Origin of the sequence: Mesorhizobium sp., from assembly GCF_004963255.1 — a bacterium.
Taxonomy (GTDB): domain Bacteria; phylum Pseudomonadota; class Alphaproteobacteria; order Rhizobiales; family Rhizobiaceae; genus Mesorhizobium.
In genome coordinates, this window is the sequence record NZ_SUGA01000001.1 from 572,315 (window position 1) to 588,433 (window position 16,119).

General features: G+C 62.8%; 12 protein-coding genes and 1 pseudogene. 8 read left to right on the top strand and 5 right to left on the bottom strand.

Annotated features, from left to right (window positions below; translation table 11 throughout):
• Positions 1-69: 69 nt before the first annotated feature.
• The 3 genes and pseudogenes from E5X34_RS02645 to E5X34_RS02655 form a co-directional block, all read right to left on the bottom strand.
• Positions 70-693 carry an NAD(P)H-dependent oxidoreductase gene (locus E5X34_RS02645; RefSeq protein ID WP_292560624.1) on the bottom strand — a complete coding sequence of 208 codons (624 nt, stop codon included), beginning with the start codon at positions 691-693 and terminating at the stop codon, positions 70-72.
• 721 nt (positions 694-1,414) lie between these two features.
• Positions 1,415-1,654: pseudogene (locus E5X34_RS02650) on the bottom strand (transposase); the annotation flags it as partial.
• Positions 1,655-1,735: 81 nt separating this feature from the next.
• Positions 1,736-3,130, bottom strand: a complete 1,395-nt coding sequence (locus E5X34_RS02655; protein WP_292560626.1) for a PLP-dependent aminotransferase family protein — start codon at positions 3,128-3,130, stop codon at positions 1,736-1,738.
• 120 nt (positions 3,131-3,250) lie between these two features.
• On the opposite strand from E5X34_RS02655, the gene E5X34_RS02660 reads away from it, so the two are divergent.
• The 8 genes from E5X34_RS02660 to E5X34_RS02695 all read left to right on the top strand — a co-directional run bounded on the left by E5X34_RS02660 (position 3,251) and on the right by E5X34_RS02695 (position 13,539).
• On the top strand, positions 3,251-4,570 hold the full coding sequence (locus E5X34_RS02660; protein WP_292560629.1) for a hydroxymethylglutaryl-CoA reductase, degradative: 1,320 nt from the start codon (positions 3,251-3,253) through the stop codon (positions 4,568-4,570).
• A gap of 101 nt (positions 4,571-4,671) precedes the next feature.
• Positions 4,672-5,910 carry a CoA transferase gene (locus tag E5X34_RS02665; protein ID WP_292560632.1) on the top strand — a complete coding sequence of 413 codons (1,239 nt, stop codon included), beginning with the start codon at positions 4,672-4,674 and terminating at the stop codon, positions 5,908-5,910.
• Positions 5,911-5,912: 2 nt separating this feature from the next.
• The gene (locus E5X34_RS02670) at positions 5,913-6,665 is read left to right on the top strand and encodes an enoyl-CoA hydratase-related protein (RefSeq protein WP_292560635.1); all 753 of its coding nucleotides are present in this window, start codon (positions 5,913-5,915) and stop codon (positions 6,663-6,665) included.
• A 23-nt stretch (positions 6,666-6,688) separates the two neighbouring features.
• A complete protein-coding gene (locus E5X34_RS02675) occupies positions 6,689-7,687 on the top strand; it encodes an ABC transporter permease (protein ID WP_292560781.1) in 999 nt (332 codons plus the stop codon).
• A gap of 31 nt (positions 7,688-7,718) precedes the next feature.
• Positions 7,719-8,723, top strand: a complete 1,005-nt coding sequence (locus E5X34_RS02680; protein WP_292560638.1) for a sugar ABC transporter substrate-binding protein — start codon at positions 7,719-7,721, stop codon at positions 8,721-8,723.
• Between the two features lie 66 nt (positions 8,724-8,789).
• Positions 8,790-10,904: an SMP-30/gluconolactonase/LRE family protein gene (locus E5X34_RS02685; RefSeq protein WP_292560642.1), complete on the top strand. Its 2,115-nt coding sequence runs from the start codon at positions 8,790-8,792 to the stop codon at positions 10,902-10,904.
• Positions 10,901-12,040, top strand: coding sequence for a strictosidine synthase (locus E5X34_RS02690; protein ID WP_292560643.1), 1,140 nt, complete (start codon positions 10,901-10,903; stop codon positions 12,038-12,040). The genes E5X34_RS02685 and E5X34_RS02690 overlap by 4 nt, the downstream gene beginning before the upstream one ends.
• The gene (locus E5X34_RS02695) at positions 12,037-13,539 is read left to right on the top strand and encodes a sugar ABC transporter ATP-binding protein (RefSeq protein WP_292560646.1); all 1,503 of its coding nucleotides are present in this window, start codon (positions 12,037-12,039) and stop codon (positions 13,537-13,539) included. The genes E5X34_RS02690 and E5X34_RS02695 overlap by 4 nt, the downstream gene beginning before the upstream one ends.
• A gap of 21 nt (positions 13,540-13,560) precedes the next feature.
• On the opposite strand, the gene E5X34_RS02700 is transcribed toward E5X34_RS02695, so the two are convergent.
• On the bottom strand, positions 13,561-14,433 hold the full coding sequence (locus tag E5X34_RS02700) for a hydroxymethylglutaryl-CoA lyase (protein WP_292560649.1): 873 nt from the start codon (positions 14,431-14,433) through the stop codon (positions 13,561-13,563).
• A 756-nt stretch (positions 14,434-15,189) separates the two neighbouring features.
• The gene (locus tag E5X34_RS02705; RefSeq protein ID WP_292560651.1) at positions 15,190-15,948 is read right to left on the bottom strand and encodes an IclR family transcriptional regulator; all 759 of its coding nucleotides are present in this window, start codon (positions 15,946-15,948) and stop codon (positions 15,190-15,192) included.
• Between the last annotated feature and the right edge of the window lie 171 nt (positions 15,949-16,119).

Genomic DNA, 16,119 nt, shown 5'->3' on the forward strand with positions numbered 1-16,119 from the left:
CATCCCCAGGCGAGGTTGCCGGTGGTAGCGCCGTAGCCGCGTACGCCATCGGGCGATAAGAGAGCGGTATCAATCGCCGGCAGGGACACCGGCATAGTTCTGCGTCTTGAAGAGCCCGGCCAGATGAGCGGCGTTGGAAGCCGCCATCTTGATCATGCTGACGACTTTCTCCGGTGTCCCGGGAAGATCGACGAAGTTGACGTCGCCCATCGCTTCTCCAACCCAGTAAACGCCGCCATTGGCGGGAACGGTGAAGCCGACATCGTTGAGCGCCTGATAGCACTCGGCATGGCAGTGGTGTGCGCCATCCTCGTTGCCGACGATCGCCACCAGCGCGACCTTGCCTGCGGCCGGCATGCGTCCGCTGTCGTCGGTCTCGGACAGGAAAGCGTCCATTCGCTCCATCACTCGCTTGGCAACGGACGACGGCTGTCCCATCCAGATCGGCAGGCCAAGGATGAAGATGTCGGCGGCCAGGATCTTTTCCCGCAACTTCGGCCAGTCGTCGCCTTCGCCCATGTCGGAGAGCACGCCGGGCTTGATATTGTGGGCGAGCGCACGTGCCGTTTCGCATCCGACGTCATGTGCCGCCAAGGCGTTCGTCAACTCAGCAAGCATTCGGTCGGTCGAGGACTCGTCATCGTCCTGAGGCATCTTGAGTGTGCAATTCAAGGCGAAAGCGGTGAGCGGCATCGAATCTTCCCGGCTGAATATGACGATCAACGCGAAGGGCAGCCACTGGTTGCCTCTTTCTGCGCAACAGCCAGCCGGAAAGAGTCAGGTGTTTTCATTGCAAGGTGGGCGTGGCCAGAATGCCGTCGCGACCTCACGCGCCTCAAGCGCGGGTTCGGTTCCGGTTAACGGAGCCGAATGTTGCAGGTTAAGTTGTTGAAGATAGTAACGAAAGAAAATCGAATTGAAAAACAAATACCTACATGCAGGGATGCGCAACCGGAAGTTGATGGTGCCAGAGGCGGAATCTAAGTGAAAAAAATCTGGTTATGCGTTCAGATACTTAGAACAAGGTCAACCGCAGTTGCTACCAACAAAAATACCAACAAAATATTTCTGTGGATAGGTTCGGTTCCCGAATAGAACCTGTCCGTCTCTTGCCACTGTATCTCAGATGGCGTGCGTGATCGAGCCGAAGGGTTCGCTACGTGATCCCTGAGGCAGCGTATCCGAGATTGAAACCCTCATCATTTTGGGATTGGCGAAGCGAGCGTCTTTCAATCTTAGGCGTGTCCGGGAGTCAAAGGCGCTAGGAAGGTCAGCTTTGCGCCTCTAACTTGCCATTAAAGGCGGCGCTCGGGTTACCTGGAAGCCGACTTCATTGCGCTCGTTAGAGTGATGGTCACGATCGCCAATAAGGTCGACGTCTCTCGGCCAACCAAAGCTGTGGGCCGCTCGTGTAGCGGAAGGTGACGCCAGCCTGGTCGAAGACGATCAGACGGCGGTTCGAGATCGCGACCCGGTGGGTGTAGCGCGACAGATAGGCGAGCACCGTTTCCGGCCCGGCGAACGGCGCCTTGGCATAGACCGCCCGGCTCCTCCTCTTGGAGTTCGCCAGACCATACGGGGAATGGGTTGACGCCTCACCGCCGCTCCGCGTTGGCACACTGCGAAGACAATGCGTCGTTCCCAGAATTCGGATGTCCGCTGATGAACGGGCAAACCGCTACACTGGAAACTCCGATCCGCCTTCCGTGCGCACCGGCCAATAGCGTTTGACGACTCAGGAGAGCTTCCTAAGCAGGAAATCAAAGAACCGATCCTCGTCGGCGCGGGCGACATTGATCCTGATGCCGGCCGCCATCGGATTCTGCTTGTCCAGGCAAAAGACGCTGCCGGGGGCTATGAAAATCCCTTCCTGGGCCCCGAGCCTCGCCAGTTCGATATCGTTGATGCCCTGCGGCAGCATCAGATAGAGGTAATAGCCTCCGCCATTCCCTGCGAAGATCGAATGCCCGGACCGGGCGAGGGCGTCGTGGACCCGATTGGCGGCGGCCTCGATACGCTGGCCGAGGCGCTTCAAATGGCGGTCGTAATGCCCTTCCGACGCCACCCGGTGGAGTAGCCGCTCGACATGGCCGGAGCTGTTGACGGTGGTCAGCATCTTGAGCTCGGCAAGCGCCGCGATCTTGTCGGCATGGCCGGCAATGTGCCCCGAACGAAGGCTTGCCGACAGCGTCTTGGAAAACGTGCCGATCGAGATCACGTGGTTGAGCTGATCCAGCGTAGCGAGCCTGTTGGGCGGCGTCGGCGACAAGTCCGCGAACGGATCGTCTTCGACGATCGTTACATTGTGCCTGGCCGCTACCGTGAGGATCGAGTGCGCGACCGACAGGCTGATGCTGCCGCCGGTCGGGTTGTGCCCGATCGATTGCGTGATGAACAGTTTCGGCCGCTCCGTGGCGGCCTTGCTCGTAAAGTCTTCGGCATCCGGTCCGTCGGGGAGCCGCCTGACGCCGACGACGCGGACCTGGGCGAGCTTGAGCTTTGCAAACAGCGGATAATAGCCTGGCTCGTCGACCAGGACGACGTCGCCAGGCGTCAGGAAGGCCCTGATCACCAGGTCGAGCGCGTGATTGGCGCCGAAGGTGAGGATGATGTTCTTCTCGGACGCCTGGATATGCTGTTTTTCCAGCCGCCTGGCAATCTGCTGCCGCAGCGGCGGGAAGCCCCATGCGGAGCCATAGCCGTCCGTGCTGGAGGACGGCCCTCTGCCCACGAGGCCGAGATGACGCCGGATTTCGGACTCCTCGGTCCATGAGGCTGGCGGACGGCCGTCACCAACCCTGATCTCGAAGCTCTCTTCCAACTGCGCGTTGAGCAGCGACACGATGTCGACCGCTTCCGACAGATGCTTGGGCCGGCCTGCCGTCGGCTGCGCGGACTTGGCGACCACGAAGCCCGACCGCGGCTTGGACACGATGTATCCACCGGCCGCGAGGCTTTCATACGCCTCGACGATGGTGTTTTTCGAAACGGCGTATTCACGTACCGCGTTGCGGATCGAGGGCAGCTTGCTGCCGGGAACCCGATCCCCCGACTGGATCTGCTCGATCAGTCGCGCCGCCACATTCTCCGCCAGGGTTACGGCGCCTTGTCTGCCGCCTGAAGCAGCCATCTGCAGATCCCTCTTATGGGTACAGATAAAGACAATTTCTCATATCTGTACCTTATGTGGATGGTAACAATGATCCATCTTGCCGCAAGAAGAAAATGACACATTGCGTGGGAGGCGCTTGTGACAGATCCCCAGAAGGGCGCAGCGCGCCCCTCCGTCAACTCGCGGCTTGAAAATCTGCGCAACCTTGCGCCAGCGGAGCGTCTGGCCCGGGTCGCCGATGCCGTGGCTCTGACCGAGGCGGAGCACGGGACCTTCGGGCCGGGCGGCCTGCCGCTGACGCTGGCCGACGGGATGATCGAGAACGTGATCGGCACATTCGAGCTGCCGATCGGGGTCGCCACGAACTTTACCGTGAATGGGCGGGACTACCTGATCCCCATGGCCGTCGAGGAGCCTTCCGTGGTGGCGGCGGCTTCTTTCATGGCGCGGCTGGCGAGAAAGAGCGGCGGCTTCTTCACCTCCAGCTCCGGTCCCATCATGCGGGCTCAGGTACAGGTCCTGGAGCTGCGCGACCCGCATGGCGCCAGGGCGCGCATCCTGAAGGAGCGGGACGCGATCATCGCGGCGGCCAACGTCAAGGATAAGGTCCTCGTCTCGCTCGGCGGCGGCTGCCGCGACGTCGAGGTTCATGTGTTCGATCAGACGGCGGCCGGACCGATGGTCGTGGTTCATCTCATCGTCGACGTGCGCGACGCCATGGGCGCCAACACCGTCAACACGATGGCTGAAGCGGTGGCGCCGATGATCGAGGCCATCAGCGGTGGGGTGGTGCGGTTGCGCATCCTTTCCAACTTCGCCGACCTGCGCATCGCGCGCGCCATGGTGAGGATCGCCCCCGAGACGCTCGAGACCGCGGAATACAAGGGCGACCGGATCGCCCGCGGCATTGTCGAGGCTTGCGCGCTTGCGATCGTCGATCCCTATCGCGCCGCCACGCACAACAAGGGGATCATGAACGGCATCGATCCGCTTGTCGTGGCCACGGGCAACGACTGGAGGGCCATCGAGGCCGGCGCGCATGTGTGGGCGTCCCGTTCCGGGCGCTACACGTCCCTGTCGACCTGGGAGCTCGACGCCGAAGGGCATCTCGTCGGCACGCTGGAGATGCCGATGGCGCTGGGACTCGTCGGTGGCGCGACCAAGACGCACCCGGCCGCGCGCGCCTGCCTGAAGATACTTGGCGTTGAAAGCGCGCAGACCCTGGCCGAGGTGGCTGTGGCGGTCGGCCTTGCCCAGAATATGGGCGCGCTTCGCGCGCTGGCGACCGAAGGCATCCAGCGCGGGCACATGGCGCTGCATGCCCGCAACATCGCCATCGTGGCGGGGGCGACTGGAGACGAGATCGATAGGATCGCGTCCTCGCTCTCCGCCAGCCACGACGTGCGTGTCGATCGCGCCAGGGAGTTGCTCGAGCAGATGCGGGCGGAGAAGGTATGAACCTTCGTCTTGATGGCGGTGAGCCCGTCGCCTCGACTAGCGTGCGATGATCGGCGCCGCTTCGCTGCCCGGCATCAAACCAAGCCATTGGAAACCAAGACGTGACTGAAGTGGACCCCAACAGCGATTTTCCAGTGCGGAGCGGTCCGCTCGCTGGCCTTGTCGTCCTCGACATAACGCGCGTGGTCGCCGGGCCGTTCTGCTCGATGCTGCTCGCGGACCTCGGTGCGTCGGTGATCAAGATCGAGAATCCGGAAGACCCGGATTATGCGCGCACCTTTCCGCCTTTCGTCGGCGATGAAGGTCGCGAGCTCAGCGCCTTCTTCACCCAGTTCAACCGCAACAAGCTCGGTCTCACCGTCAATCTCAAGTCGCCCGAGGGCAAGGCGCTACTCAAACGGCTGGTGAGAAAGGCCGATGTCCTGGTCGAAAACTTCCGGCCGGGCACGATGGACAAGCTCGGCCTCGGCTACGAGGTGCTCAAGGCCGAGAACCCGCGCCTGATCTATACTGCCATCAGCGGCTTCGGCCGTACCGGTCCCAACTCCTCCAAACCCGCTTACGACAACACCGGCCAGGCGGCTGGCGGCTTGTGGTCGATGAACGGCTATCCGGATCGGCCGCCGGTCAGGGTCGGCACGATCATCGGCGACCTCGCGGCGGCGCTCTATGCCGCGATCGGCACGCTGGCCGCCTTGCGCCAGGTCGACAAGACTGGGATCGGCCAGGTGGTCGACGTCTCGCAGCAGGACTCCGTCCTGACGCTTACCGAGAATGCCGTCGTGCGCTACACGGCCAGGAAAGAGATCGCTTCGCCGCTGGGCAACGACCATCCGTTCGTGCGCCCCTATGGGCAATTTCCCTGCAAGGACGGCTATGTGTTCTTCGGCGGCTACACCGACAAGTTCTGGGCCATCACCTGCGGCCTGTTCGGCGAGCCCGACAAGGCGACGGATCCCGAAATCGATACGATGGAGAAGCGCTTCGACCCGGTCGTTGCCGAGACCAAGGTCAAGCCGCTGCTCGATCGATGGTTCAGCCGCTACACCAAGGCCGAACTTGAGGAGCTCGCCGGCGACCAGGTGCCGCTGAGCGCCATCAAGACCATCGCGGAGGTGGTCGAGGACCCGCACATAGCCGCCCGCAACATGATCGTTCAGGTCCCGATAGGGCGGCAGCTTCTCGGTATGTTCGGGCTGCCCATCAAGCTCTCCGAAATGGCCGAGGCGGCGCCGCAGAAGGCGCCGGCGCCCGGCGAGCACAACGATCTCATCCTTGCCCGGCTGGTCGGGCTCTCGCCCGAAGAACTGGGCGTCATGAAATCGCGAGGGACGGTCTAGCGATGGCGATCGATTTCGACGTCGACGGCCCTGTGGCCACGATCCGGATCAACCGTCCGGAAAAGCTCAATGCCTTGAACCTGGCCATGTATGAGGATCTGGGCCGTGCCTTCAACGAGGTGCGCGACGACGACCGGATCCGAGTGGCGGTGCTCGCCGGAGCCGGAGACCGGGCCTTCTGCGTGGGCGCCGACCTGAAAGAGTCCATTCCGGCGCTGGCTTCCGACAGCTTCGACATTTCCGCCTGGGACCCGGCGCATATCAAGACCGCCGGTTTCTACAAGCCGGTGGTAGGCGCCGTCCGCGGCCTGTGCATCGGCGGCGGTTTCGAGCTTATGCTGGCCACCGATATCAGGATCGTGGCCGAAGACGCCATTTTCCAACTGCCGGAACCAGCCCATGGCTTCGTTCCCGCAGGCGGCACGCTCGTCCGCCTGGTGCGCCAGATCGGCTACGCGCACGCGATGGAGATCCTGTTGACGGGAAGGCGGTTCACGGCGGCCGAGATGCTCGCCTGGGGCGTCGCGAACCAGGCCGTGGCGAGCGGCGAGGTCGAGCGCGTGGCGCGCGGCGTCGCCGACCGCATCGCTTCCTTCAGCCCGACGGCCATCCAGACGATCAAGGAGGCGGTGCTGACGTTGCAGCACCTGCCGCTCGGCGACGCCTTCCAGCAGGAAGCGCGCCTCGGGCAGCGCACCTTCACAAGCGACGACGCCAGGCGCGGTCTCGACGTTTTCGCCAACAAGGGCAAGTGACCGTGGCTACAGCTTCCGAAAAGATGGCGCCGAGCGCGACACCGAAGACCAGGCACCGGATCGGCCTCACCCAGGAACTGATCGTGTTCGTCGTCGCGGTCCTGCTCTTCATCTATTTCTCCGTCGCCCTCAACGGATTCTTGAGCTCGGAGAACATCCTCAACCTGATCCGCAACGTCGCCATGCTGGGCATGCTCAGCCTCGGCATGGCGGTGGTGGTCATCGGCCGCGGCGTCGACCTTTCCCTGGTCGCGGTGATGGCGGTGTCGCTCACTTTGTCGATCGTGCTTGCCAACCAGGGCTACGCGTTCTCGACCGCCTTGGCTCTGGGACTGGCCTTCGCCGTCGCCGTCGCGGTGGTGATGGGCTTCCTGATCGCCTATGTCGAAATCCCCGCCATCTTCGCGACGCTTGCGGTGTCGGCGATCGTCTATGGCCTCGGGCGAGGCGTGATCGCGTCGCTCGACGTCAACAACATCCCCGACAACCTGCACTGGTTCCTGTTTCTCGGGCGCGGCGCCGTGCTTGGCATCCCGATGCCGATCTGGCTCTTCGCGATCTGCTCGGCCGCGCTCTATCTCTTCCTCAGGAAGACCGGTCTCGGGCGCTTTATCTACGGCATCGGAGACAACATCTCCACGGCGCGGATCACCGGCATCCCGGTCCGTCCGATCATCATCCTGCAATATGTGATCTCGAGCGCCATGGCCTTCCTGGCCGGCTGCGCGACGGCGGCCTCCGTCGCCAGCATGAACATGCGCATGGTCAATTCCACCCTGATCTACGACGTGCTTCTGGTCGTCATATTGGGCGGCATCGGCCTCACCGGCGGGCGCGGCGGCGTCCGCAACATCCTGGTCGGCACGGTGCTGATCGGCCTGCTGCTGAACGGCATGACCATCCTCAACATCTCCTACACGGTCCAGAACCTGCTCAAGAGCACGGTGCTGCTCTTCGCCCTGGTGATAGACGCCCTTCTCAACCCCCGAGACGAACAAACATCGCAGCAAGGGGACATCTGAAACCGACAGTCATCGAATGGGAGGAACCAAGATGATGATCCTGAAATACGCGGCGGCCGCGCTCACGGCGGTATTCATTTCCACCGGTTGCGCGATGGCGCAGGAGGGCATGGCCGACGCGCTCAGACAGCCGACGCTCGATTCGCTTGCCGGCAAGAAGGTGGTCTTCGTACCGATGTCGATGAGCTTCGACCTGCCGGAAGGCTGGGCCGCGATCATGGAGAAGGAAGCCAAGCGGCTCGGCTACACGCTCGACATCCGCGACGCCAACTGGAGCACCGACACCGGCACGCGCGCGCTGACCCAGGCGATCACCGAGAAGCCGGACATCATCGTCGTGCAGAACTTCGACGTGGCGTCCTACGCGCGCACCCTGAAGAAGGCCGAGGATTCGGGCATCAAGGTCATCCAGGTCAATATGAAGTCGAGCTATCAGACCGATGCCTTCGTCGGCGCCGACTGGTATGGGATCGGACAGTATGCCGCCAACCGCATGATCGAGAAATGCGGCAAGGCGAGCGGCAAGAGCGGCAAGATCGCCATCGTCCAGGGCCCTGCCACGGCGGCGGCGAGCGTCTATCAGCTCAACGCCATCACCGAAACGCTCAAGGGGCACGACGATATCAAGATCGTCTCCAGCCAGACGGGTGACTGGGACCAGTCCAAGGCACATGGCATCGCCCAGACGGTGATCCAGCAGAACCCGGACCTCTGCGGCATCATCGGCTTCTGGGATGTCATGGATGCGGGCACCGGCGCGGCCATTCAGGAGTCCGGCAAGGACATCTACCTGATCACCTCGGGCGGCGGCAACAAGACCGCGTGCCAGGGGGTGCAGTACGGCACGTTCAACGAGGTCATCTCCTATGACGTCGAGGGCCAGGGCCGAGACCTGAACAACACCATCAAGGTGCTGCTGCAGTCGAAGGAGCCGGCCGGCTCGCTCAAATTCGCGCTCTATACGCCCAACAAGTTCATCACCAAGGACAGCATGTCCGCGACCAGCTGCTGGGACCTCGACCAGCTGAAGAAGTAGGAACCGGCCGGGCCGTTGCGCGCACGCGGCGGCCCGGCCCAAGCCGGATTTGATTGGGACGTTGTGATGGAAGCGATCGAGCGCCTCTATTTTCGTTATTTTCCTGAAAAGGTGCTTGGCGAAGTGCTGTCGAAGCGCTGGAGCGACAACGCCGTTCCGGTTTTCGCCACGATCCTCACGGTCGGTTTCTTCCTGCTGGAAAATCCGCATTTCTTCACGCTCGACAGCGTGACCGAGACGTCGCGCCAGCTCTCGGAGTTCGCGCTGGTGGTCGTGGCGATGGGCATCGTGCTGCTTGCCGGCGGGCTTGACCTGTCGGTGGGCAGCGTCTTTGCGCTTGCCAACATCACGGCCCTGATCTGCATCTCGCTGCTCGGCTGGCCGGTCTGGGCCACGGTGCTCGCCACGCTGGCGGTAGGAGCCGTCTGCGGCGCGATCAACGGTTTCCTGATCGGCTATCTGCGCATCCGGGCCTTCCTGACGACGCTTGTCACGCTGATCATCATCCGCTCGATCGTCGACATCATCCTGCTCCACTATGCTGTCGACGTCTCGGCGGTGTTCCCGGATTCTGACCTCTGGGCCTTCATCGGCGAGGGCAGCGTCTTCGGGATCCCGTTCTCCTTTTTGGTGGCTCTGGTCGTCATCCTGCTGTGGCACGTGGTGCTGACCCGCGCCAGGACGGGCTGGCACATCACCGCCGTCGGCGGCAGCCGCCGCTCGGCCTACAATGCCGGCCTGAAGGTCAAGTTCGTCATCTTCTCGACCTATGTCTGGTCGAGCGTGCTGGTCTCGCTGGCCGGTGTGTTTTTCGCCGCGCGTCTCGGCAGCGCCGGATCGGATACCGGCGTCGGCCTTGAGATCGCCGCGCTGACGGCGGCCGTCCTCGGCGGCAACAGTCTGGGCGGCGGCCGCGGCTCGGTGGTGAAGTCGGTGCTGGGCGCGGTGGTCGTGCTCATCCTCACCGACAGCATGGTGCGCATCGGCATAACCGGTGGCATCAGCTCGATGATCCTCGGCATCGTGCTGCTCTGTGTCGTGGCCATTGACGTGCGCTGGCTGAAGAACAGGCACAAGCTGCTCAACAAGGTCTATGTGTCGCCGAGCTATTTCCGCCTGCCGGAACTCCCCAACACCGACGCCGGATCGGCGAGCCCCTATGCGCTCAACGACCGGCTGAAAGACGTAACGCTGATCGGCAAGGGCGAGATCGAGGGACCGGAAGACGTCATCTTCGACCGCCAGGACAATCTCTACTGTCCCAATCGGCACGGAGATATCGTGCGCTTCCTGGCGCCCGATTATGCGCGGTGGGAGATTTTCGTCCATATCGGCGGCCATCCGCTGGGGATGGCGTTCGATGCCAATGACAACCTCAATGTCTGCATCGGCGGCATGGGTCTCTATCAGGTCTCGCCGGACCGCAAGGTGACCAAGCTCACCGACGAGACCAAGCGCACCTTCCTGTCGGTCATCGACGATTCCCGCCTCAAGCTCGCCGACGACCTCGACATCGCGCCGGACGGCCGCATCTTCTTCTCGGAAGCGACCATCCGCTACGACATGCATGACTGGCCGACCGATGCGCTGGAGAGCCGCGGCAACGGACGCCTGATCTGCTACGACCCGCGGGACCGGTCGACGGCGACGATCCTGCGCGACCTGCAGTTCCCGAACGGGGTCTGCATGGCCGGCGACGGAGAATCCTTCTTCTTCGCCGAGACCTGGGGATGCCGCATAAACCGGTACTGGTTCGCGGGGCCGAATAAGGGCAAGCGCGAGGTCACGATCCCGAACCTTCCCGGGTATCCGGACAACATCAATCGCGCCTCGGACGGCAATTTCTGGCTGGCCCTGGTCGGCATGAGGTCGCCCGCTCTGGATCTCGCGATGCGGATGCCGTCGATGCGCAAACGCATGGCCAAGCGGGTCGCCAGGGACGAGTGGCTGTTCCCCAACATCAACACGGGCTGCGTCCTGAAGTTCAGGCCCGATGGCGAGATCGTCGAATCCTACTGGGACCTTGGCGGCAAAAACCATCCCATGGTGACGTCGATGCGCGAGCACAAGGGCTATCTCTATCTCGGCGGACTCTACAACGACCGGATCGGCCGGCTGAAATTGCCCGATGCCGATCCCGAATGGACGTCGCACGCCGCCTATTGGGGAGCGCGCGCATGAGCCTCTCGCGTTTCGTCGGCGGCATCGTCGACCGGTTTATGGGCGGCCGCGGCGAGCATTCCATCACCGTGCCGGTCATGGACGGCGCGCTGAAGCCGAACAATCTTCTTGAACAGGTCTCCGGCATCGGGACGCTGAAGGACGCCGACAATCTGTTGATAGCTGGCAACCTCGTCCTGGCCTCGTCGGGAAGAAGCCTCGTCGAGATCGGGAACGACGGTTCCGTCGCGACGCGCGCGACCTATGAGGCGGATATCACGTTCCTGGCGGCCTCCGCCGGCGGAGCGATCGCCGTCGGCCTGGATGGCCAGGGGATCGCGATCGCCGGCGGACCGCACAATGGAAAGCGGCTGCCCGCCAACATCGGCAATCAACGGCTCAACTGTCCGACCGCCGGCGTGTTCGTCGACGAAGACATGCTCGTGGTCTGCAACGGTTCGGGCGCCTGTCCGGTTGGCGAATGGGCGCGGGACCTTCTGGAGCTCGGGCGCAGCGGCAGCGTGCTGAAGATCGATATCGCAAGCCAGAACGCCTCGGTGATCCAGGGCGGCCTCGGCTATCCTTCCGGCGTGTGCATCGCCGGCCGCGATCGCGTGGCCGTCAGCGAGGCATGGCGGCACCGCCTGCTGACCGTCGGGATCGGCGGCGAAGACCGCGCGACGCCGCTGGCGGATCTGCCAGCCTATCCGGGCCGCGTCTGTCCGTCGGATCACGGGGGGTACTGGCTGACCATGTTTGCGGTGCGCTCCCAACTGCAGGAATTCGTGCTGCGCGAAAAGCGCTACAAGCGCGAGATGATGGAGACGGTCGCTCCCGAATACTGGATCGCGCCGACGCTCTCGAGCGGCCATAGCTTCAAGGAGCCTCTGCAGGCGGGCGGCGTCATCCGGCTTGGCATACACAAGCCATGGGCCCCCGCGCGCTCCTATGGGCTCGTGGTCAGGCTCGACGATCAATTCCAGCCGATCTGGAGCGCCCACAGCCGGGCCGACGGCAAACGCCACGGGATAACCTCCTGTGTGGAGCAGGCCGGGAGGCTTCTCATAACCTCGAAAGGCTGCGGCGAGATCATCGCCGTCGACCATCTCGATCCCAGCGAGCCGGACATCGATTCCACCCTGGATGCGGTAGCATGACTCCCATTGTCGAACTCAAGGCGGCAACCAAGGATTTCCGCGGCAATCCGGCGTTCCTGGATGTCGATTTCCAGCTGCTGCCTGGCGAGATCCACGCTTTGCTCGGCGAAAACGGTGCCGGCAAATCCACCCTCACCAAGGTCATTGCGGGCGTCTATCCGCTGAGCAGCGGCAAGCTTTTCATCAACGGCCGGGAAGAGCGCCTCAGCACCCCCGCCGAGGGCCTCGCGAAGGGCATCGCCATGGTCTACCAGGAGAACAGCCTGGTGCCATCGATGACGGTCGCCCAGAACATCTATCTCGGCAAGGAGAAGCCGCTCAATCGCCTGCGCGGCGTCTATATCTCAGCGCAGCAATTCCTGCAGTCGCTCAATTTCCATGTCGATCCCTCGGCAATCGTCGGCTCGCTCGGCGCGGCCCAGAAGCAGATGGTGGAGATCGCGCGGGCGGTTCACCACAAGGCCAAGGTGATCATCTTCGACGAGCCGACGGCGACGCTGACGCCCGAGGAGAAGAGCTATTTCTTCAAGCTGATCAGGAAGCTGAAGGAAGAGGGGGTCTCCATCATCTTCATCTCGCACGCGCTTGAGGAAGCGCTGCTGGTGGCGGATCGCATCACCATCCTGCGCGACGGCAGGCTGGTCGCATCAGACAGGGCGTCCGCCTTCGACCGCCAGAAGATCATCCAGGCGATGGTCGGCCGCACGCTCACCGATGAGATCTACAGCGGTGCTTCGCGGAGCCGCGCGCCGCGTCCGCGCGGGCCAAAAGTGCTTTCGGTCGAAAACCTGTCGATGGGCAACATGGTCCGCAACACGTCCTTCTCGCTTTATGCCGGCCAGGTGACGGGCATCTTCGGCCTGGTCGGGTCCGGCCGCACCGAGACGCTGAAGGTTGTCAGCGGCGTGCTCAAGCGCGATTTCTTCCACGGCGGCGAGGTGAAGATCGACGGCCAGGCCAAACGCTACCTGGTGCCGGCGCCCGCCGTCCGCGACGGCATCGTCTACGTCACGGAGGAGCGCAAGGCCGAGGGCTTTTTCGAGACCATGAGCATCGCAGAGAACATCTATATGGGCCATCTCGGCGGCCAGCCCTATGGCGGCCTCAACATCATATCGATGAAGCAGGCGCGCTCGCTCGCCGAAGACTGGCGCAAGCGTCTGAACATCCGCGCCATCGACCCCAATGCGAAGGTCATCGAGCTGTCAGGCGGCAACCAGCAGAAGGTCGTCATCGCCAAGGCGCTGGTGCAGAAGCCGAGGCTTGTGATCTTCGACGAGCCGACACGCGGCGTCGATGTCGGCGCAATCGCCGAGATCCACGCCTTCATCAACCAGCTCGCCGACCAGGGAATCGCGATCGCGGTGATCTCTTCCTACCTGCCGGAAATCCTCACGCTGTCGGACCGGATCCTCATTGCGCGCCAAGGCAAGATCGTCGAGGAAATGGATCGCCGCAACGCAACGGAAGAGGCAATCATGTATGCCGCGGTCCATTAGGATCTGCGCTAAAGCGACGGATCAGTCGCACGAACCGGCACCGGTCTTCAGGCGCAGTGCCAGGGCGCGGGCATGCGCCAACTTCCCGGTATCGATTCCGGTGTCGTATCCGAGCCGCGTCAAATGCGCGACGACAGCCTCCGTGGCGACATTGCCGGCCGCACCCGGCGCATAGGGGCAACCGCCCAGCCCGCCGACAGCGCTGTCGAAGATCCGGATGCCGAAGGCCAGGGCAACATCGATGTTCGCCAGGGCCTGGCCCGACGTGTCGTGGAAGTGACAGGCAAGGTGCGAGGCAGCAATGCCACGGGTAACGTCGGCCAGCATCCGATCGACCCTTTCGGGACTCGCGCGTCCGATCGTATCCGCGACGGCCACCTCCCCGCAGCCGATGCCAATCAGGCGCTCGGAGACATTTCTCACCGCTTCCGGCTCGATGGCTCCTTCATACGGGCAGTCGATGGCGCAGGAGACGTAGCCTCTCACAGGGAGCCCGTGGACGGCGGCAAGAGCCATCACCGGTCTGAACCGCTCGATGCTCTGCGCGATCGTACAGTTGGTGTTTTTCTGCGCAAAGGTCTCCGACGCGCTGGCGAAGACGGCAAGTTCCTGGGCGCCGGCCGCAATCGCCGCTGCGGCGCCTTCTTCGTTCGGCACCAGCGCGGAGAGCACCAGGCCGGGCCGGCGCGGAGCGTTACGCATGACCTCGTCATGGTCCGCCATCTGCGGCACCCATTTTGGCGAAACGAATGCCGTCGCCTCTATCCGCGTAAGCCCGGCATCCGCCAGCAGCCCGATCAGGGCGATCTTCCGGTCACTGGCAATGATCGTCTTCTCGTTCTGCAGGCCGTCGCGGCAACCCACCTCGACGATCGTAACGCTCGGTTGGCTCATCGGTCGGTTGCTGTTAGCTCGCACATATTGCGCGCTAACAAACTCTCTCTGGGACGTGCTGGAACAGGTACAGACCCGAACAAAATGGTGGGATCTGTGCCTAAATCTCGCGAGCGGAAGGTGCGTGTCGCCGAGCCTGGGGTTTTCTGCGTTTTGCAAGATCGCCCGCCTGGACCTCGGCCATGCCTTTATTCAGAGTGCTCGCCACTGGGTTGCCAGACCATTCCAGAAAATACAAAGGAAACGGGTTGGCAATCAGCCCTAGCGACTAACATAATCGTTATTCGGCAAGGGGTTACGAAGCGGTTCGCCCAAGTCGATTCAAGAAGCTGATCCAGCCACTCGGTGAACCGAATTTAGGGTGTGTGCGTCAAGTTCTGCAAAAAGGGGGCGGCCATATTGCTGGTCATGCGTTCCTCGCGAGGGAATCGGTGACGTTGAACATCACCAGCCTGCCATGACCGCCCTCTCTCAGCGAAATTGCAGAACTCTCAGCACACTACCTCCTCACGCTCCGGCTGGCATAGGTCTTGTAAAGACGCTGCTGACTGAGGCATCCTGCGTGATCGCGTCCGGGCAATCGATCGCCGCCGACATGATCCCTCTCGCCATGTAGGGCGCCCAATGCTCCGACCGCGCTGCGACCGATCACGGATGCGCGTGGCTTCGTTGCCGATATCTCTTCCGCGGACGCGCTCTATCGCGCCTGATGCATCGGTGCCGATCGTCGGGTCCGGCCTGACACAAGTTGCAAAATCACCCGCTGGTGAGCGCCTCTACGTTACAGCGCAATTTCAGGATCGCGGCGGTGAGGGTGGCCTCGCCTTCCTTGAAGCGCGCTGACGGCGTCGGGATCGACACGCCATAAAAGTCGCCCTTCCAGTCCTTGAAGGCGATGCCCACCGCCGAAATGCCGGGAGTGTGCTCGTCGAGATCGAAGGCTACTCCTTCCCGGCGGATCTGCGCGATCTCCTCGAGAAAATTGGACATGTTGCGCTCAACGCTGGCTCTCGCCCATTCGCCGCGCGCCAAACGTTCCACAGCGTCATTGTCCATGAGCGCCAAGCAGGCCTTGCCGTTTGCCGTTGTCGTCAGCGGAAAGGTTTCCCCAACCGAAGAAACGGCGCGCAGCCTTTGCGTGCCTGTGATCTGGTCGATGAAGATTAGGATGTTCCCGCGCAGTATGGACAGGTCGACGGTCTCCCCGGTATTGCGCGACAGATCCTGCAGCAGTGGGCGGATGGTCTCGGCGATATTGTAGTGGGCGGATTCTGCGAGCGAATGCAGCTCGGGGCCGAGCCTTATGCCCGCGCCGGCGCCGGAAGCGATCACCAAACGCTCGGCCTGAAGCGCGCCGACAATGCGCTGCACGGTCGATCTCGGCAGGTCGACCCGTTCCGCGATCTGGCCAAGGCTCATCCCGGTCTGCGAGCCCTTCAGCGCCCGAAGTACCGACGCCGCGCGCGCGATGACCTGAATGCCGTTCCTCGCCTCGGCTATATCGGCTTCCGACATCGTCCTGCTCCTTTCCGCCGTATGGCGTTTGCCACGGAAATTCTTGGGGCGCCAGCCTCATTGTGGGTTTGATAAACCGTATCATGATACAGCTTGACTGCAATACGGTACATATGTATCAAATTGCAGTACAGGAGACTCGGGAGGAGTTTTCCGCATTCAGTCTGAAGA